Raw genomic sequence first — 17655 nt, 5'->3', positions numbered from 1 at the left:
CAGTTGGACTACTCTTCGCCCCACGGCAACAGCACGCACTTGCCCGTTGTTCGCCGGTCCTCGACGAGCCGGTGTGCCTTCGCAGCCTGGGATAGGGGTAGTTGCACTCCGAGCTGGATTCTGAGTCGTCCGGAGGCGACATGGTCGGCTAGTTCGGCCAGCGCGGCCGTGACCTCGTGCTGATCGCCGTGCAGGTAGGGATAGAGACTGAAGAATCCCAGTGTTTGGTTACCGAACAATCGTCCAGCGGCGAACTCGGCCGTGAAATCGATGATCGGAGTGCTTTTGTCTGCGCCGCCGTATGCGCTCAGCCGACCGAAGGGCGCCAGCGAGGCGACCGCCTGGGTGAACGCACTTCCGCCGACGTTCACCAGCGCGGCGTCGACGCCGCGGCCACCGGTGGCATCCAACACCTTTTTACTCCAGTTGGATTGCGTGTAGTCGACACATGCGTCGGCGCCGATTTCGCACGCAATCTTTCGCTTCTCCGCCGAGCTGGCCGCACCGATCACCGGATGCGCGCCCCGAATCTTGGCGAGCTGCACGGCCATCGAACCCAAGCCACCTGCCGCGGCAAGGATCAACACCGACTCACCGGAGGCGAGCCGAACTCCGTCACGAAGCAAGAAATAGGCGGTCAGCCCTTGAACCAGTAGCGCAGTACTCTCGGCGTACCCGAGCCCCGGGGGCAGTGGACGCACCGTTTCTGCCGCCGCGACGACGTACTGTGCGTATGCTGCCGGCTCCGCTCCCGAGAGGAAGCCGAATACCCGGTCGCCCACTGCTGCGCTTGTGACACCGTCACCCACGGCCTCGACAACACCGGCGAACTCCGCACCCAAGAGATGGGGCAATGCCGGCTGAAATGGGTAGTTGTTGCGGCGCTGGTCGATGTCGGCGAAGTTGACTCCGGCCGCCTCATTGCGGACCAGCACCTGGCCGGGACCCACGTGCGGGATGGGGACGTCCTCGTAGACCAGGCACTCGGGCGGCCCATGACGGTGGATCCTGACAGCTTTCATCGAACCGCCGGTCATTGATTACTCCTCGATCACTAGGTGCGATGTTTGGCATCCCTGGCTACCGACAACGCAATTGAGCGTTGAGCCGAGTACTACCTTCGGCGTCATAGGCGCGTCTCCCGGTCGGAGCCAGATTTAGTTGGTATCATCAAACTATAGTCTGATAAGTTGGATCATGCCAACCAACTGTGACGCGGGGATGAGAACAATGCCGACCGAGGAACAGCCCACCGAGCGCATTCACATCGCGATGCTGAAGTTGGCTCGCTTCATGACTCGCGCCGAGACGCGCGCCGAGCTGTTGGGCGAGTCCGGGCGCGACCTGACGCCCATCGATGTCGAGTTGTTGCGGACCATCGTCGCCCATGGCCCCCTCCGCGCGTCGGAGCTCTCCGATTGGCAGTCCGTGGACAAATCAACCATCGCCCTGCAAGTTCGTCGACTCTTGCAGCGCGACTTGGTCTCACGGCAAACAGATCCGACCGATCGCCGGGCAATGCTGCTGAGGGCGACCACCCAGGGCCTGCGGACGTGCCGGCGAATGGACTCGGCTGGCGTCGAATTGCTCGAGGCCGTGGTCGGCGATTGGCCAAAGCGCGATCTGGCGATGTTCGCCTCACTGTTCTGTCGGTTCGTCGACGAGCTGAGCGCGAGACCGACCGAGTAGGGACGAGAATCGTTTCGTGGCGAGACGGCGTTCTGTCGGTGCGTATCAGGCGCATCCGCAGGAATTGCGGTGACGCATCGCGGTCGGAACCCGGATATGTTGCGGGACAGCGTCATCACCGCGCATGCGGCGCAACAGCAGTTCGACCGCGGTGGCGCCGATGGTGTCGACGTCCTGCGCCGCCGCGGTGAGCCGCGGTTCGAAGAGATCGGCCCATTCGAAGTCGTCGTAGCAGACGAAGGCCACGTCATCCGGGATCGACAAGCCCAGAGCGCGAAGGGCTTTGAGAGCCCCGATCGTCATGGCGTTGTTCAGGGACACCAGCGCGTTCGGCCGGTCTCCCGCCGACATCAGTGCGTGCACCTGGCGTTCGGCGGCCTCCGTGCTGGAGGCACCGTCGAGCACCAGGGCGTCGTCGAACGCGATGCCATGGCCCGCGAGCGCCGCGCGGTAGCCGTCGAAACGCTCTGTGGTGGAGGAGATTCCGGACAACCCACGCAACACCGCGATGCGGCGGTGCCCGAGCTCGATCAGGTGTTCGGTGAGTGCGCGGGCCGAGGCGACGTTCTCCGGGCCGACCTGGTCGCACCCGATGTCCACGCCGCGGTCGATCAGCACCAAAGGCGTTCCGGTGCGGGTGATATCGGGCAGGGTGAGCCGCTCCGATCCGGCGGCGGGCGCCACTATCATGCCGTCCACCTGACGGTCCAGCAACGAGTCGGTCACCCGCTTCTCCGACTGCAGCTCGTCATGCGAGTCACCGACGATCAGCACGTACCCGGCGGCGGACAGGGCCCGCTCCACCGCGTGCACGAGGCTGTTGAAGTACGGATTGGTCAACGCGGAGATGGACAGTCCGACCGTGTGCGTGCGCCCGGCGGCCAGCGATCGCGCAACACCGTTGCGCCGGTAGCCGCTCTGCTCGATGGCCGCCTCGACGCGTAAACGGGTGGCGGTGTTGACCTTGCGCGTGCCGTTGAGCACGTGCGACACGGTGGACGCGGAGACGCCAGCGATGCGGGCGACATCTCCCATGGTGGTCATGGCACGCGCACGATACGGTCGGCGCGACCGGCGGTCGACTCGATCAGCTGGGCGTTGCGCTCGTCGGAACCGAGGGCCCAGAACTCGGCTTCCTCCGGCGACTTGCCGTACGCCTCGTGACGGCGCAGCAGCCGCGCGTGGCGCACCTCGGTGTCGGGCGCCAAGAACCACACCTCATCGATGTGGGATCGCGCCGCCGGCCACGCACTGTCTTCCAGCAGAAGGTAATTGCCCTCGGTGACCACCAGCGGCACGGTGGACGGTACCGGGATGGCCGATCCGATCGATTCCTCGAGGTCTCGGTGGAACCGGGGCGCGTACACCACCGGGTCGCCCGCCCGCTGCGCCCGCAAGCTCGCGATCAACCGGGCGTACCCGCCGTCGTCGAACGTGTCATGCGCGCCTTTACGGTCGCGCCTGCCCAGGTCGATCAGCACTTCGTTGGCCAGGTGAAACCCGTCCATCGGGACCAGCACGGCGACGTCCGGGCCCAAGGCTTCGACGAGTCGTTCGGCGACGGTGGACTTCCCGGCCCCCGGCGCACCGGTGAGACCGAGGATGCGGCGTTCGCCGGGAACGGCGAGCGCCCTTGCCGCCTCGATCAACTCGTCCAGGGTGGCGTCCTGGATGTGCAGGCCCTGCTCGATGGTCACCGTTCTCGCTTTCGAGTCTGTTCGGGTTGCAATGCGCGCAACCATGCCCGCGGCCCGGCCACCGAACACCGCAGTGCCGCCACCCGAGCGGAGCGATCGATGCGGTCGGCGACGCTGCCATCGAACCGGGTGGCGAAGTAGCAGTATGCACCGTGGAAGGCATCGCCGGCGCCCAGCGTATCGACCACCGTCACCGGTTGCACCGGGACGGACCCCGAGTCGCCGCCGGACCACCACCGCACGGGAGCCCCGCCGTGCGTCGTCACGACGGTGCCGGCCCCGCCGCCGACCAGTGCCGCGGCGGTGGCGGCCGGGCCGTCGGCACCCGGGGTCCGAAAATCGTTGGAGCACACCATATCCGTTGCGTACGGGATGACGTCGGCCATCACCGGTTTCCATCGGCCGGCGTCGACGACGAGCGCCGTGCGCACCGCGGCGGCCGACCGTGCCGCGGCGACCGCGATGCGGGGGTGGTGCCCGTCGACCAGCACGACGTCGGCGGCGGCGACCAGGTCATCGAGGTGGTCCGGCGGCGCCGCATCGGAGGTCACGGCGTCGAGCGAGATCACCGATCGGTCGCCCGTCGACTCCACCACCGACACCGCCGACACCGGCACCGCTCGGGCGGTGCCGGCCGCGGCGTCGACGACGTCGACACCGTACGCCGCGAGATCGGCCCGGATCAGGTCGGCCACCGGGTCGGCACCGAGGGCGGTGACCAGGATCGCGGCGCCGCCCAATGCCGCGAACGTGACCGCCGCGTTGGCGGCCGGCCCACCGGCGGCGACGAACTGGGCTCCCGCTGTGATCTTCTCGTTCACCGCGGGTGCCTGCGCGATGCGGTGGATCACATCCAAGGTGGCCAATCCGACGAAGACCCCGACCGGGGCCCCCTCAGAGGCCGGCGCGTTCCTCATCGGTCGGCTCCTCCGCACCGGTCATGAGCGCCACGACTTCGGACATCGAGCGCTTCTTGGGATCGACGACACCGGCCCGCTGCCCCAGTCGGTGGATGTGGATGCGGTCGGCGACCTCGAAGACGTGCGGCATGTCGTGGCTGATGAGCACCACGGGAATGCCGCGGTCACGGATCGACCTGATCAGGTCGATGACCTGTCCCGACTCGCGGACACCGAGGGCGGCGGTCGGCTCGTCCATGATGATCACCCCGCGGCCGAATGCGGCGGCCCGCGCCACCGCCACGCCCTGACGTTGACCGCCGGACAGCGTCTCCACGGCTTGGGCGACCGACTTGATCCCGATCCGCAGATCCGCCAGGTGTTGTGCGGCCTCCTGCCGCATCCTGCCGGTATCCAGCCGTCGGAACAGGCTGCCCGCGAGGCCTTTACGCCGGATCTCCCGCCCCAGGTAGAGGTTGGACGCGATGTCCAGGGCCGGCACCACGGCGAGGTCCTGGTACACCGTCTCGATACCGGCGGCCCGCGCATCCCGGGTGTTCTTGAACGACACCGGCGTACCGTTCATCAGGATCTGGCCGGCGTCGGGGACCACGGCGCCGGCCAGCGCCTTGATCAGGCTGGACTTTCCGGCACCGTTGTCCCCGATGACCGCGAGCACCTCGCCCTCGCGGAGTTCGAAGTCGGCCCCGTTGATCGCCGTCACGTGGCCGTACCTCTTGACCAGGCCGCGTGCTTCCAGAACCGGTGCGGTCATTGTGATCTCCTGCGCGCGAACTGATCGACCGCCACCGCGACGATCACCAGGATTCCGGTGGCGATGTTCTGGTAGAGACTGTCGACACCGGCCTGGGTGAGACCGTTGCGCAGCACGCCGACGATCAACGTGCCCACCAAGGTGCCCACAACGCCACCGCGGCCGCCGAACAGGCTCGTCCCGCCGATGACGACGGCGGTGATGGTCTCGAGGTTGGCGTTCTGATAGGCGTTCGGATCGGCGTTCGGGATCCGCCCGAGCGCCGCCCACGCGGCGATGGCGGCGATCACGCCCGTCACGATGTAGACCGACAGCAATACCCGCCCGGATTTGATACCCAGCAGGTCCGCCGCCTGCGGATTGCCGCCGACCGCGTATATGTGCTTCCCCCAAGCGGTTTGCGACAGGGCGTACCACATACCGAGGTACACCAGCAGCATGGTGACGACACCGAAGGTGGTCGAGAACGAGCCGATGCGGAAGGACGTGCCCAGGAAGGTGAGCGGCCCCTTCTCCACCCGGTAGGTCTCCGAGCCCGCCAGCAGCCGGGTGCCGGCCAGGATCGCGGTGAAGGTGCCCAGCGTGACGATGAACGGCGGCAGGCGCAGCATGGTGACCAGTCCGCCGTTGACGGCACCGAACACCACGCACACCAACAGCGTCGAGCCCAGCGCCACCACCGGCCCGTAGGCGCCCGCGCTCTGGGCCATCACGATGGTCCCGAACACGGCCACCGCACCGATCGACAGGTCGATTCCCGAGGTCAGGATGATCAGCGTCTGCCCGACGGCCAGGATGCCGACCACCACCGACTGCTGCAGGATCAGGGACACGTTCTGCGGGTTGAGGAACGAATCCGAGATCGCGCTGAAGATGACGATCGCGATGACGAGCGCCGCCAACGGGCCGGCCAGCGGTTCACGCAGGAGGGTTCCCACGGTGAACCGGCCGGCCGCCGGTGGCTTGGTCGTCAGCGCAGTTGCCGGTGCCCCGGTGCTCACGGTCGCCCTCAGCCCCAGCAGTTCTGTTCGCCCCAGGCGGTGTCCTTGGAGTCCAGCCCGGCAACCGGCTTGTCCGTGATCAACTGCGAACCGGTGTCGTTGAACCCGCTGGGCTTGGTGCCGTCCTTGGCGAACTTCACCACGGCCTGCACACCCAATTCGGCCATCTTGGCGGGGAACTGCATCACGGTGGCGCCGATCTTTCCGGACTTCACGTCGGCGACGCCCGTGCAACTGCCGTCGATCGACCCGATGGTGATCTGGCTTGCCCGGTTGGCGGATTGGATCGCCTGGTAGGCGCCGGCGGCCGCGGGTTCGTTGATGGTGTAGAGCGCATTGATGCCCGGGGCGCGTTGGAGGATGTTCTCCATGGCGGTCTGGGCCTTGGTCTGGTCGCCGTTGGTGTTCTCCTGGCCGACGATCTCCGGCGAGTTGTTCGTGATGCCGAAGCCCTCCAGGAATCCGTCGTGCCGGAAGGTGTCGACGGTGCCGCCCGGGGTGCCGTCCAGCATGACGACTTGGGGTGGCTTGTTGCCCAGCGCGGCGCGCACCCACTTGCCCTGGGTGACGCCGGCGGCCTTGTTGTCGGTGGCGAAGGTGGCGTCGACGGCGTCCTCGGGATCGGTGGCGGTGTCCAGCGCGATCACCACGACGCCGGCGTCGCGCGCCTTCTTGATCGCGTCGAGCACACCGGTCGACGAGTTCGGGGTGATCAGGATGCCCTTGACGCCCTTGCCGACCATGTTCTCGATGGCCGCCACCTGGCCCTCGTTGTCACCGTCGAAGGCACCCGCGACGGCGATCAGCTCGGCGCCGTCCTTGTCGGCCTGGGCCTTGGCGGCCTCACGCAACTTGACGAAGTACGGGTTCGAATCGGTCTTGGTGATCAGCCCGACCTTGATGCCGTCGGACCCCGAACCGCTGCACGCGGTCAGGCCGAGGACCAGCGACCCCGCGGCCAGCGCCGCCCCGACCAGCTGGGTGCTTTTCATGCGCATTCCGAGCATCTGGACTCCTTTGTCCCTGGTGCAACGCTGACCGCGCCGCGTGTTCTGCAGGAGCTTAGGACGTAGGCAAGCGCTTGCGCATGCGCTTGCGCGAAATTGTCGGGACGGATTTCGGCCGGGCCGGCGAGCACGGAGCCGACCTCGGTGCGATCTGGTTAAACCGGCTAAGTTGGGGAAAACCGAGTAGGGGCGGCGTGGGCCCTGCTTCGCCGGATCAGCACTGGGAGGACAGCTATGCGTCAGCGGCCGAACTGGGCGATGACCACACTCGCCATCGCCTGCGCGGCACTGCTGGTGAACGCGTGCGATGCAGCGGCGGGGAATGCGTCACCGGCACCGCAGGGGCCCGCCGTCGTCGCCGAGGCCCCACCCGACGAGCCGACGGTCGCGCTCGACGGGCTCGATGCCCGAATTCGCAAGGCGACCGCGGACGCGGCAGCGTCCGGAGCTGACATCGAAGCCGTTGTGCTGGACCGCAACACCGGTCAGATCGTCTCGAACGGGAGCAACAAGCCGTTCCCGATCGCCTCGGTGGTGAAGCTGTTCATCGCCGACGACCTGCTGCTGCAGGAGTCGCAGGGCAAGACGAAACTGACGCCCGCCGACCGCAGCTCACTGGACACCATGCTGCGCTCCTCCGACGACGGTGCGGCCCAGATGTTCTGGGATCGCAGCGGCCGCAACGCCGTCATCGCGCGCGTGGTCGCCCGGTACGGTTTGGCCGCGACGACGGCGCCCTACAACGGGCACTGGGACGTCACGCAAAGCACCGCAAGCGATCTCGTCCGCTACTACGACATGCTCCTGGACGGCACCGGTGGGCTGCCGCCCGAGCAGGCCGATGTCATCATCAACGACCTCGCACAGTCCACACCCACGGGACTCGACGGGTACCCGCAGCGGTTCGGGATCCCCGAGGGGCTCGCCGCCGAGCCGGTTGCGGTGAAGCAGGGCTGGTTCTGCTGCTGGAACGGCAGCAATCAGTTGCACGTGTCGACCGGCGTGATCGGACCCGATCGCCGCTATGTGATGGCGATCAGCTCGCTGGAGCCCGGTGACGCGGCCGCGGCCCGCGCCACCATCACCCAAGCCGTCAGGACGATGTTCCCGAGCGGCAGGATCTGAGCTCCGCAGTCAGTCCTCGGTCGAGAGGACCTTGTCGACGAAACCGTGCACCTTGCGCCGCAACTCCTCGGTCCGCTCTTCGCGTAGCCGTTCGAGATCGGTGTCCTTGTGATAGGCGGGCGGTAGCTGCCGTACATGCCGGGAGCAGCCGAAATTCGCACAGATCAACGTGCCGATGGTGTCCCCCTTACGGCCCGCTGCGCCGCCTCGACGGACGGTGTAGAGCACCGCTTCGTCGGTGAGGTTCACGTCGTTGCACCACGTGCACATGGCGCGTCCCCGGGGCTTGACGGCGGCCCGGCTCAGCAGCAGCGCAATCGGCCCGTCGGGCCGCTCGACCACGAGGTAGGCACGGCGCGGGATCTTGGGGTCGGCCCAGCCGTAGTACTCCAATGTGCCGAACTCGACGGCATCGAAATCCACGGCGAAGGTGACCTTTTTGACCTCGCTGCGGGTGGCACCGCGGAAGGCACCGAGGATCTGGGAACGCGTGTAGGAGTTCATTGGTGAATCCATCCTGGAAAGAGGGAGCGCACACGGGTGCGGTCCATGAGTAAAGGGACGACTGCGCCGCCGGCCCAACGGGTCGGCGACGGGGCGCGGTCATCTGATGTCGGCGCGAGCGCCGACGACCTCCTCGACTCGGATGTTCACGTTGCCGACAATAGCGACCGAAACCCTTCTGGGCCAAGTGCGCCCAGCCACGTCTCAATCAGCAGGGTTGATCAGTGCGATGGCGCTGCGGACGGCCTCTTCGGTCACCGCGGCCAGGGGCCGGTCGTGTTCGACGGTGTGCGCCGCCAATTCCCGAAGGCCCCCGATCAGCAGCACCGCGCGCGCGTGGGGCACGGGTTGGATGCCGATGGCCTTCAATTCGTCGGTGTCACTGAGTGTGCGAACCAGTTCGACGAAACGTTCCATCGCCACGCGTTGCAGGGAACGCGCCGACGGACCCAGTGCCGGCACGTCGCGGATCCAGGTGAGTGTGAGCGGGCGCCGCCGTTCGGCCCAGTCGAACCAGGTTTCCACCGCCTGGCGTACTTGGGTCTGCCACGGTGCGGCCGGATCCACGGCGGCCGCCACCTCGGCGAGATTGGCGTCATTGGTCTCCGAGAGCAGGGCGACCAGACACGCCTCCCGGTCGGAGAACTCGGCGTAGAACTTCGACTTCGACGTGCGGGCCCGGCGCACGACATCGGCCACCATGGTGTTCGCGTAGCCCACCTCGGCGATGCACTCTGCCATCGCTTCCAAGATCCGGCGGCGATAGAACGCCGGATCACCGCCGGGCAGGCGCGCGTGTCCAGGTACCGCCACTGCCTCCACGTCCCGTCCCTTCTGCCGGTCCGATCGTAGATCCACACGATCCCTCCCCGGTACATACGTGTACTACTGTGGGTTAGTACACGAACGTACCGAGGGGGAAACCTTGGCTCAGCTCACCTGCGACCCGGTGCGGTTGCCACCCGGCGTCGGCCTTCCGCGGATCGTTCAGGGCGCGGCCATGCTCGTCGCCCGGCCACGGGCGCTCGAATACGCCCGCCAGCGCCACGGCGCGGCGTTCAGCGCGTCGCTTCCACTGTTCGGCGACACCGTCGTGCTCAGTGACCCCGATCTGATCAAGGAGTTGTTCACCGCGGGAGATCTCGTGCAGACGATCACCAATCTGGGCGACGTCATCGGCCCGGGTTCCACCTTCAGCCTCAACGGTGCACCACATCTGGCTCGGCGGAAGCTGCTGATGCCGCCGCTTCACGGCAAACGGATGCCGATTTATCAGCAGATCATCGAAGAGGAAGTGGCGCGCGAGCTGTCCACCTGGCCGACCGCGACACCGTTCGCCACACTGCCGTCGATGATGCGCATCACCTTGAATGCCATTCTGCGTGCGGTGTTCGGCGCCGAAGGGCCCGAGCTGGCGGCTCTGCGGGAGCTGCTTCCGCCCGCGGTGTTGCTGGCATCCCGGCTCACCGTGCTGCCCCCGGGTTTACGTCGCGACGTCGGGCGATGGAGCCCGTGGGGACGCCTGGAGCGTATGCGGCGTCAGTGCGACGATCTCATCGGCTCCCTGATCCGCGATGCCAGGGCGGCACCGGATCTGCACGAGCGCACAGACGTGCTCTCCATGCTGGTGGCCGCCAGAGACGAGGATGGCCGGCCGATTCCCGACGACCACATCATTGACGAACTGCAAACGCTGCTCGCTGCCGGACACGAGACCACGGCCACCACGCTGGCCTGGGCCGTGGAGCGGTTGCGGCGCCACCCGGAGGTGCTGTCGCAGCTGTTCGAGGAGGTCGATACCGGCGGCTCGGATCTGCTGCAAGCCACGGTCTGGGAGGTGCAGCGCAGTCGGCCGGTGATCCCCGGCGTGCTGCGCGTGACGACAGGTCGAACTCGTCTGGGTGACTGGGTCCTGCCCGCGGGCCATACCGTCATCGCGAGCATTGCGCTCTCGCACAGCTCCCCCGCCAACTACGCCGACCCGGCCCGCTTCGACCCCACCCGGTTCCTGCACACCAAACCGGACACCAGCGCGTGGATCCCGTACGGGGGCGGTCTGCGCCGTTGCGTCGGTGCCGCGTTCGCCAACACCGAAATGCTCATCACCTTGCGGGAGCTTCTGCGCACTTACACACTCGAACCCACGTCGGAGGCCGACGAACGATCGCGATCGCGGGGCATCGCCAATGCCCCTGCGGCCGGCGCGGTCGCCGTCGTCCACCGGCGCAGTCGATGAACCGTCCCTGGTTCGCCGACCTCGAACCGCGTTCGCCTGAAGCATTTCCCAGGGAGTCGGTGCTTCCCGACCGGGCCACACTTGTCGCCGAGGTGCTGGGGCCGGGGCCGGCCGCCTGGGCGGTGGAACTCGGCGCGCAGATGACGGCCGATATCACCGCCGCGATCCCGGAACTGGCCGTCGACGCCATCGCCACCGAGATCGCCAAGGGCTGCGAGGCCGTCGCACTGGGCACGCTGATCGCCCTCGAGCGAGGCGACCAGGTGTCGCTGGCCGCCATGCCGGAGATCTTCGCGGGACCGATGGAAGTGGTCTCCCGGGGCATCGGCATGGAGCACATGCTGCGCAGCATCCACGTTGCGCATTCCACCGCCACGAGCGTGCTGCTCGACGCTGCCGAACGTGTGGTGCCCGAGGCGCAGCGATTCGTCGAGATGCGGCGCATCAATGAAGTGCTGTTCGGCATTGTCGATGTGCTGACCAAACGGATGGCCGACGAATACGCCCGTGCCCACGAGGCGTGGTTGACCAGTTCGATCGCCCTTCGCGCGGGAATCGTGGAAGACCTACTCCAGGGCACCGCCGTGCCGATGGACAGAGCCACCCGGATCCTGGGTTACGACCTGAGCCGCTGGCACCTGGCGATGATCGTTTGGCCGGATTCGAGCGTGCCCGCCGAATCGACTCAGCTCAGAGCCACGGCGTCCGATATCCTCGCCGCGGCGGGGTGCGTCTCGACACTCGTACTTCCGGTTGGCGCCCAACGGGTTTGGGCCTGGGGCTCGCGAATATCGCATCCGCCGGAGGCGGTTGCGCCCTCGACGCCTCCGCCCCCGGGCGTTCGCATCGCGATCGGGGCGCCGGGTGCCGGCGTCGAGGGATTCCGTCGCAGCCACGAGCAGGCGACCGAGGCGGCACGAGTGGGCGCACTGTCCACGCGCGACGCGGGGTGGTTCTGCTACGAGGATCTCGACCTCGTCGCGATGCTCAGCGCCGACCTGCCCGCGGCCCGCGGGTTCGTCGCCCGCGAACTCGGCGGCTTGGTCGACGACATCGAATCCGTCGTCACGATGCGTCGCACCCTCAAGTGCTATCTCGACCGCGACAGGAGTCTGGCCGGCACCGCGGCCGACCTCCACATCGCCCGCAACACTGTCGCCTACCGCGTGCAGCGGGCCGAACAACTTCGAGGCCGACCGGCGACGGTTCGGCGCTTGCAGCTGCACGCCGCACTGACCTTGGTCGAGGAGCTCGGCGAGACGGTGCTGCGGCCCGCGAAGCACGAGTTGGACTGAAACCCAGTCAAAGCTTGGCAAATTCGTACTTGAGACCAGGCGTCACGGCAGTGCTGCTCAGTTGACTGGTACGGAGCCGGTCGAACGACGGGCAGACGCGGGAGTTTGTCGATGGTCGTACACCTCGTCCGATACGAGCACAACGAGCGACCCACGTGGGGGGTGCTCAGCGGTGCGGTCATCGCGCCGCTCACCGGCGACTATCCCCGCACCGCCGACCTCATCGAACACGGCAGGCCCGACTGGACGGCGGCGGCGGCCGAACAGGGCTCGGTGAAGTTGACCGATGTCGCACTGCTCTCACCGGTGACCACACCCTGCCGGGTGATGTGCCAGGGCGTGAACTACCGAGAGCACGCGATCGAGTCGGGGATGAACCCCGACAAACGCGACTTCAACCTGTTCTTCGACAAGACCGACGCCGCCGTCACCGGTCCATGCGACCCGGTCACCCGTCCGGCTCACGTCACCCTGCTCGACTACGAGATCGAGCTGACGCTGGTTCTGCACGGAACGGTGCACGCGCCGACCACCGTGACCGCCGAGAACCTGCACGAGTACGTCTTCGGCGTCACCATCGGCAACGACCTGTCCGCCCGCGACATCCAGCTGCCCCAGGGCCAGTTCCTGAAGGGCAAGAGCTATCGGGGCTTCTGTCCGCTGGGGCCGGTCCTGGCGGTGCTCGAGCCCGAAGATCTCCGACTCATCGACGACCTCGAGCTGCGCCTGGAGGTCAACGGATCGTTGCGGCAGTCCGACAACACCGGCAACATGCTGTACCGGCCCGCCGAGACGCTCACCGAACTCAGCGAATTCTGCAACTGGGACCCGGGCGACGTACTGCTGACCGGAACCCCCCATGGCATCGTGGCGGGCTCGCCGCCGCCCTTCGTCCGCCGCCTGGCAACGGCTCTGCTCCCCGAGGACAAGCTGTGGGCGGCGTTCGTCAAGCTCAACCAGCGCAAGCCCTACCTGAAGCCCGGTGACGTCGTCACCGCCTCCATCCGTAACGCCGCCGGGACACTCGACCTGGGCACCCAGCGGACCACCATCATCGCTCCGCACTCCTGAGAGGAGGACCGCCATGAGTGCCACGCCGAGCCCACTGCATCCGTCTGATCCGAAGAACGGCACCACTCCAACACCGGATCTCGATCGACTTCCCGACCGCCTGGTCCCGGACTTCATCGCCCATTGGGTGGTCAAGACCGCGCGTAGCAGCGAGATGATCGACTGGTACGGACACGTCTTCGGTGCCCGTGTCGTCCACGAGGACAACCAGATCGCGTTCCTCACCTGGGATCACGAGAGCCACCGACTGGCGCTGGTGAAGCTCCCGCCGCCACTGCGGCACGTCTTTCCCCTGTCGCGTTGGCGCCGAAAGACCTACGGCATCGACCATCTCGCCTTCACCTTCACCTCCGTGGAGAGGCTGCTGCTGACCTACGAACGGCTCAAGAACGTGGGGATCACCCCGGTCTGGTCCATCAACCACGGACCCACGACCAGCCTGTACTACGAGGATCCGGAGGGAATCCGGCTGGAGTTCCAGACCGAGAACTTCCCCACCGCGCAGCAGACCGCCGAATACTTCAACAGTCACACGTTCGAGGAGAACCCGATCGGCACCAACATCGACCCGGACTACCTGCTCGAAAAGCTTCGCGCTGGCGTGGCCCGAGAGGATCTGCTCAAGCCGGGCGCCGGCACCCGCCCCGGCACCAAACCTCGGTCGAACAAGCGCGCCATCAACTGGAAGACACTGTGAGACATGGCCACTGAAGCGATCGTCATCGTCGGCGCCGGGGCCGCGGGCTCCACCCTCGCCTTACTGCTGGCCCGATACGGCATCGAGAGCACCGTCGTCGACGAGCGCCGGGAAACCCGACTGCATCCAGCCGCCCACGTCATCAACGCCCGCACTCTGGAGATCTGGAACCAGGCCTCCCCCGAACTGGGACGCGCCCTGGAGGCGATCACCCCGCCGATCGACACCGTGAACATCATCCGCTGGTGCACCGATGTGCGATCCGACCCGATCGGTGAGATCGATCTGCTCTCCCAACCTGACCGACTCGCCGAAGTGCGCACGCACAGCTCGTTTCTCATCTCTCACATCGGTCAGCACCTGTTGATGCCGGAGCTGTGGAAGGCCCTGGAGAGCGAACCCCTCGTCGACTTTCGCCGCGGCTGGCGCGCTGATCTCAATGGCGAGCGGCTGACCTTGCGGTCGCAGGGCAGCGATTCGGCCGTCATCGCACCGCGATTCGTCGTCGCCGCAGACGGGGCGAACAGCACGCTGCGCGATGCCGCCGGTATCGCCATGACCGGTCCGGTGCTGGCCAACATGGGTAGCGTCTTCTTCCACGCGCCCGAACTGTATCCGGACGGCGCCAGCCGGCCCCTGCTCAGCTGGATCTACCACCCACGGTTCAGCGGGGTGATGATCGCCCACGCCGATGACGACTACGTGTTGATGACTCCGTACCTGCACGCTGCTCAATCGATCGCGAGCGACAGCCGGACTTACTGGAACGCCATACTGCCCAACGTGATCGGATCCACCGAATACCAGATCCGCTCAACCGGAACGTGGACGATGACCAAGCAGATCGCCGACCGGTTCCGTAGCGGACCGCTTCTGCTCATCGGAGACGCCGCCCACCGATTCCCCCACACCGGTGGATTCGGGCTCAACAGCGGTGTGCAGGACGCCCACAACCTCGCCTGGAAGCTCGCCGCGATCCTGCAGGACGGGGCGTCCGACTCGCTGCTGGACACCTACGAGACCGAACGGCGGCCCGTCGTCACCCGGTTCGCCGAGCAGAGCACCAACAACCACTTCAAACTCGACGAAGTCACCGCGTCATTGGGCATCACCAATCGCTCGCTGCACAAAGCCACCGAACTCATCGGCAGGCTTCCGCTGGGCAGGGTGCCCGCTCCCGCGATCGCCCGCATCGCGGACGCCCTGACCACCGCCCAGACCTCACGGACCAAACGCTTGCTCCGAAAGACCGACCGCAGCAGCAAATTACGGCAGCGCATGGCCGCTGCCATTCCGGGACAAGAGGAACACTTCGTGGCCAGCGGCCTGGAATTCGGCTATGCCTACGCCAGCCCGTTGATCGACACCGCCGAGGGACGGTGCCCGGAGGGCGATGTCGCGCTGTATCACCCGACGACGCATCCGGGCGCACGCCTACCCCACGTGATCATCAGCGGGCCCGACGGCGCGCAGCTGTCGACCCATGGTGCGATCGCACGAAAAGGACTCACGGTGTTCACGGCCGATCCGCAAGGCTGGATCGACATCATTTCGGGCTCAACCACATCCGTGCCCCTCACCGTGGTCGCGCTGGGCGGGGCCGGCGACGCGAACCACCCTGCCATCGATCTGTTCGAGGTCGGCGACCATGGTGCCGTCGTGGTGCGGCCCGACGGCCACGTGGTGTGGCGTACCGATACCGGCCCGCACGCGCTCGACAGCCTGCACCGCTTTATCGAACGCTCCTGGGCTGGCGTATATCCGCGCGCGGCCGCCGACGGCGGCCTCCTTCTCAGCGAGGGCAGGCTCGGCACCGAGGGGTGATAGGGGCTAGAACTGCATCCTTTCGGCGAGTGCGCCGGCGCGGGTCGCCGAGATCCGGCCGGGGAGAGGCCGAAACACGTGGCCGCTCAGCGCGTGCACCCCGCCGTCGATAGCAGGGCTCTCGTCAGTTCGGTCAACGCCGCAGCATTGAGATCCACGACCGCCCTCGGCTGGGCTGGGTCGCTATCGGTGACGGGCCCTCGCACGTAGCACCCGGCGCTGTTGACCAGGATCTCGATTTCGATGGCGTCCGCGGCGAGCTTGTTCGACCAGAAGCGAATCGGCACCGTGATCGCTGATGTCCATCGGCACGCAGTGGACTGTGACACAGTACTGCGACCTGGGCCGACTGGCGACCTCATCGAGCGTCGCGGGACACCGAACGGCTATCGGGATTACGAGCTCGGCGGCGGTGCTCATTGTTGTTATCGACGCTAGCAGGAATAGCAGTGCTATTGACGACGTCTTGGGTGAGGGTTAGCATTGCTACCACTTCTCGGGCAGGGGACAGAAATGGATGTGGAACTGCTTGTTCGCGCCGCAGCACTGGTCACCGTGCTGGGCGCGGGCGTGGTGTACGGCACCGACGTGTTCTGCGCGATGGTCATGCGGCCGGCGCTGGCGCGGATCGACGACGCGGCATTGGTGACGGTGATGGGCCACGTGCACCGTTACGGGGATCGGCGCATGGTCATACCCGGCGTGCTCGGCGTGGTTGCCGCCGCGGTGTGCACGGTCGGCGCGGCGGCGGCAGCGCACTGGGCCCAGACAGTCGCGGCGGGTATCGCCCTGGCGGCGCTGTCGATCTGGCTGCTGCTCTACACCCGGATCAGCGCACCCATCAACCGTCGGCTCACCACCGCCGCCGACACCGGCCAACCACTGCCGAACGGCCGCGCGCTGCAGGCCAGGTGGGACTCGATCATCAACGCCCGCGCCGTCCTCCAGGGCCTGGCGGTGACCGCCGCGTGCGTGGTCCTGCTGACCTGACCGTCTCTGTCCGACGCCACCAACCATCGACAAAAGGAGCGCATCAGCATGTTCCAGCTCAGGATCTATACCTTGCGATCACCGGAAGCGTTGCGGCAGTACGCCGACGTGCACTGGGCGCGGCACCTGGCCACCTTCGGCGCGTTCGGCGTCACCACCCACGGAGTATGGACCGAATGCGACGGCGGGAGGAATCGGCTCATCGCCTTGGTCTCCTTCCCACCGGACGCGGACCCCGACGAGACCGCCCGCCGCGTGATGGCCAGCACCGAGTTCGCCACCGACATGGCCGGTTTCGATGGCGCCGACATCGTCGACGTCCAAACCACACTGCTTGCCCCCACCACCTTCTCCCCCATCCACTGACCCCAACCAGGAGCACCGACATGACCATCGCCACCACCGCCGGATACGGCCTGGCCGGCGTCCTGGCCGCCGCCATCATCGCCATCGGCGCACGCTTCCTCCTGGCGCCGCGTACGGCCGCCGCCGGTTACGGCGTGCTGCCCGATCTCGACCAACCCGGGGTCCGGGCCTACCTCGGCGTCAAGGGCATCCGCGATATCACCACCGGACTGTTCGTCATCATCCTGCTGCTCGCCCGCGCAACGCATCTGGCCGGCTGGGTTATGTTGGCCGCCACCCTCATTCCGATCGCCGATGCCGTCATCGTGCTGCGCAACGGTGGCGCCAAGTCCGTCGCCTACGGAGTGCACGGGGGCACCGCGGTGGTCATGCTCGTCACCACCGCACTACTGCTCGTATCGTGAGCCGCTGTACCGATTGCACGCCAACATCTTTCGTCGCCGACTGCTGCGGCCGGTGAGCCCGAATCGAGGGACACA

19 protein-coding genes are annotated in these 17655 nt (G+C 66.9%); 10 read left to right on the top strand and 9 right to left on the bottom strand.

What is annotated here, in order from left to right:
• Positions 1 to 8: 8 nt before the first annotated feature.
• Positions 9 to 1037, bottom strand: a complete 1029-nt coding sequence (locus AWB94_RS00580) for a quinone oxidoreductase family protein (RefSeq protein WP_062655227.1) — start codon at positions 1035 to 1037, stop codon at positions 9 to 11.
• 193 nt (positions 1038 to 1230) lie between these two features.
• Between AWB94_RS00580 and AWB94_RS00575 the strand changes: the two genes are divergently transcribed.
• A complete protein-coding gene (locus AWB94_RS00575) occupies positions 1231 to 1689 on the top strand; it encodes a MarR family winged helix-turn-helix transcriptional regulator (RefSeq protein ID WP_165605276.1) in 459 nt (152 codons plus the stop codon).
• A 45-nt stretch (positions 1690 to 1734) separates the two neighbouring features.
• Here AWB94_RS00575 and AWB94_RS00570 read toward each other — a convergent pair whose 3' ends face one another.
• Genes AWB94_RS00570 through AWB94_RS00545 form a run of 6 tightly spaced genes read right to left on the bottom strand, consistent with a single transcriptional unit; the run spans position 1735 to position 7053 of the window.
• Positions 1735 to 2733 (bottom strand): LacI family DNA-binding transcriptional regulator, encoded by a 999-nt coding sequence (locus AWB94_RS00570; protein ID WP_062655225.1) that lies wholly within the window; start codon positions 2731 to 2733, stop codon positions 1735 to 1737.
• Positions 2730 to 3386 carry a nucleoside/nucleotide kinase family protein gene (locus tag AWB94_RS00565; RefSeq protein WP_234811553.1) on the bottom strand — a complete coding sequence of 219 codons (657 nt, stop codon included), beginning with the start codon at positions 3384 to 3386 and terminating at the stop codon, positions 2730 to 2732. Before AWB94_RS00565 ends, AWB94_RS00570 begins: the two co-directional genes overlap by 4 nt.
• Positions 3383 to 4303, bottom strand: a complete 921-nt coding sequence (locus tag AWB94_RS00560) for a PfkB family carbohydrate kinase (RefSeq protein ID WP_062655224.1) — start codon at positions 4301 to 4303, stop codon at positions 3383 to 3385. Before AWB94_RS00560 ends, AWB94_RS00565 begins: the two co-directional genes overlap by 4 nt.
• Positions 4281 to 5060 carry an ATP-binding cassette domain-containing protein gene (locus AWB94_RS00555; RefSeq protein WP_062655223.1) on the bottom strand — a complete coding sequence of 260 codons (780 nt, stop codon included), beginning with the start codon at positions 5058 to 5060 and terminating at the stop codon, positions 4281 to 4283. Before AWB94_RS00555 ends, AWB94_RS00560 begins: the two co-directional genes overlap by 23 nt.
• On the bottom strand, positions 5057 to 6061 hold the full coding sequence (locus tag AWB94_RS00550) for an ABC transporter permease (RefSeq protein WP_409365956.1): 1005 nt from the start codon (positions 6059 to 6061) through the stop codon (positions 5057 to 5059). Before AWB94_RS00550 ends, AWB94_RS00555 begins: the two co-directional genes overlap by 4 nt.
• 8 nt (positions 6062 to 6069) lie before the next feature.
• Complete coding sequence (locus AWB94_RS00545) at positions 6070 to 7053, bottom strand: substrate-binding domain-containing protein (RefSeq protein WP_409365955.1); 984 nt, start codon at positions 7051 to 7053, stop codon at positions 6070 to 6072.
• A 249-nt stretch (positions 7054 to 7302) separates the two neighbouring features.
• Between AWB94_RS00545 and AWB94_RS00540 the strand changes: the two genes are divergently transcribed.
• Positions 7303 to 8193, top strand: coding sequence for a serine hydrolase (locus AWB94_RS00540; protein WP_062655221.1), 891 nt, complete (start codon positions 7303 to 7305; stop codon positions 8191 to 8193).
• Positions 8194 to 8202: 9 nt separating this feature from the next.
• Here AWB94_RS00540 and AWB94_RS00535 read toward each other — a convergent pair whose 3' ends face one another.
• Together AWB94_RS00535 and AWB94_RS00530 are read right to left on the bottom strand one after the other, a co-directional pair.
• Positions 8203 to 8697, bottom strand: coding sequence for an FBP domain-containing protein (locus AWB94_RS00535; protein ID WP_062655220.1), 495 nt, complete (start codon positions 8695 to 8697; stop codon positions 8203 to 8205).
• Positions 8698 to 8901: 204 nt separating this feature from the next.
• Positions 8902 to 9555 (bottom strand): TetR/AcrR family transcriptional regulator, encoded by a 654-nt coding sequence (locus tag AWB94_RS00530; RefSeq protein WP_234811552.1) that lies wholly within the window; start codon positions 9553 to 9555, stop codon positions 8902 to 8904.
• A 67-nt stretch (positions 9556 to 9622) separates the two neighbouring features.
• Here AWB94_RS00530 and AWB94_RS00525 point away from each other — a divergent pair, with 67 nt between their 5' ends.
• The 8 genes from AWB94_RS00525 (at position 9623) to AWB94_RS00480 (ending at position 17580) form a co-directional block, all read left to right on the top strand.
• Positions 9623 to 10933, top strand: a complete 1311-nt coding sequence (locus AWB94_RS00525) for a cytochrome P450 (RefSeq protein ID WP_062655219.1) — start codon at positions 9623 to 9625, stop codon at positions 10931 to 10933.
• On the top strand, positions 10930 to 12228 hold the full coding sequence (locus AWB94_RS00520) for a PucR family transcriptional regulator (RefSeq protein WP_062655218.1): 1299 nt from the start codon (positions 10930 to 10932) through the stop codon (positions 12226 to 12228). The genes AWB94_RS00525 and AWB94_RS00520 overlap by 4 nt, the downstream gene beginning before the upstream one ends.
• A 111-nt stretch (positions 12229 to 12339) precedes the next feature.
• Positions 12340 to 13299, top strand: coding sequence for a fumarylacetoacetate hydrolase family protein (locus AWB94_RS00515; protein WP_062655217.1), 960 nt, complete (start codon positions 12340 to 12342; stop codon positions 13297 to 13299).
• Positions 13300 to 13312: 13 nt separating this feature from the next.
• Complete coding sequence (locus tag AWB94_RS00510) at positions 13313 to 13996, top strand: VOC family protein (protein WP_084395011.1); 684 nt, start codon at positions 13313 to 13315, stop codon at positions 13994 to 13996.
• 3 nt (positions 13997 to 13999) lie between these two features.
• The gene (locus tag AWB94_RS00505; RefSeq protein WP_062655216.1) at positions 14000 to 15820 is read left to right on the top strand and encodes an FAD-dependent monooxygenase; all 1821 of its coding nucleotides are present in this window, start codon (positions 14000 to 14002) and stop codon (positions 15818 to 15820) included.
• Positions 15821 to 16333: 513 nt separating this feature from the next.
• Positions 16334 to 16810, top strand: a complete 477-nt coding sequence (locus tag AWB94_RS00490; RefSeq protein WP_062655213.1) for a DUF1772 domain-containing protein — start codon at positions 16334 to 16336, stop codon at positions 16808 to 16810.
• Between the two features lie 48 nt (positions 16811 to 16858).
• Positions 16859 to 17176 carry an NIPSNAP family protein gene (locus tag AWB94_RS00485; protein ID WP_062655212.1) on the top strand — a complete coding sequence of 106 codons (318 nt, stop codon included), beginning with the start codon at positions 16859 to 16861 and terminating at the stop codon, positions 17174 to 17176.
• A gap of 20 nt (positions 17177 to 17196) precedes the next feature.
• On the top strand, positions 17197 to 17580 hold the full coding sequence (locus AWB94_RS00480; RefSeq protein ID WP_062655211.1) for a DUF4267 domain-containing protein: 384 nt from the start codon (positions 17197 to 17199) through the stop codon (positions 17578 to 17580).
• The last annotated feature ends 75 nt before the right edge of the window (positions 17581 to 17655 follow it).

The organism is Mycolicibacterium canariasense (assembly GCF_002101555.1).
Classification (GTDB): domain Bacteria; phylum Actinomycetota; class Actinomycetes; order Mycobacteriales; family Mycobacteriaceae; genus Mycobacterium; species Mycobacterium canariasense.
The sequence above is the reverse complement of the archived record's forward strand: the minus strand, read 5'-3'. Positions and strand labels throughout refer to the sequence as shown.

What these genes read in the sequence shown, in the direction of transcription:
- AWB94_RS00580 (WP_062655227.1), bottom strand. Translation starts at nt 1,037, where the DNA reads ATGACCGGCGGTTCGATGAAAGCTGTCAGGATCCACCGTCATGGGCCG.
- AWB94_RS00575 (WP_165605276.1), top strand. Translation starts at nt 1,231, where the DNA reads ATGCCGACCGAGGAACAGCCCACCGAGCGCATTCACATCGCGATGCTG.
- AWB94_RS00570 (WP_062655225.1), bottom strand. Translation starts at nt 2,733, where the DNA reads ATGACCACCATGGGAGATGTCGCCCGCATCGCTGGCGTCTCCGCGTCC.
- AWB94_RS00560 (WP_062655224.1), bottom strand. Translation starts at nt 4,303, where the DNA reads ATGAGGAACGCGCCGGCCTCTGAGGGGGCCCCGGTCGGGGTCTTCGTC.
- AWB94_RS00555 (WP_062655223.1), bottom strand. Translation starts at nt 5,060, where the DNA reads ATGACCGCACCGGTTCTGGAAGCACGCGGCCTGGTCAAGAGGTACGGC.
- AWB94_RS00545 (WP_409365955.1), bottom strand. Translation starts at nt 7,053, where the DNA reads ATGAAAAGCACCCAGCTGGTCGGGGCGGCGCTGGCCGCGGGGTCGCTG.
- AWB94_RS00540 (WP_062655221.1), top strand. Translation starts at nt 7,303, where the DNA reads ATGCGTCAGCGGCCGAACTGGGCGATGACCACACTCGCCATCGCCTGC.
- AWB94_RS00535 (WP_062655220.1), bottom strand. Translation starts at nt 8,697, where the DNA reads ATGAACTCCTACACGCGTTCCCAGATCCTCGGTGCCTTCCGCGGTGCC.
- AWB94_RS00520 (WP_062655218.1), top strand. Translation starts at nt 10,930, where the DNA reads ATGAACCGTCCCTGGTTCGCCGACCTCGAACCGCGTTCGCCTGAAGCA.
- AWB94_RS00515 (WP_062655217.1), top strand. Translation starts at nt 12,340, where the DNA reads ATGGTCGTACACCTCGTCCGATACGAGCACAACGAGCGACCCACGTGG.
- AWB94_RS00510 (WP_084395011.1), top strand. Translation starts at nt 13,313, where the DNA reads ATGAGTGCCACGCCGAGCCCACTGCATCCGTCTGATCCGAAGAACGGC.
- AWB94_RS00505 (WP_062655216.1), top strand. Translation starts at nt 14,000, where the DNA reads ATGGCCACTGAAGCGATCGTCATCGTCGGCGCCGGGGCCGCGGGCTCC.
- AWB94_RS00490 (WP_062655213.1), top strand. Translation starts at nt 16,334, where the DNA reads ATGGATGTGGAACTGCTTGTTCGCGCCGCAGCACTGGTCACCGTGCTG.
- AWB94_RS00485 (WP_062655212.1), top strand. Translation starts at nt 16,859, where the DNA reads ATGTTCCAGCTCAGGATCTATACCTTGCGATCACCGGAAGCGTTGCGG.
- AWB94_RS00480 (WP_062655211.1), top strand. Translation starts at nt 17,197, where the DNA reads ATGACCATCGCCACCACCGCCGGATACGGCCTGGCCGGCGTCCTGGCC.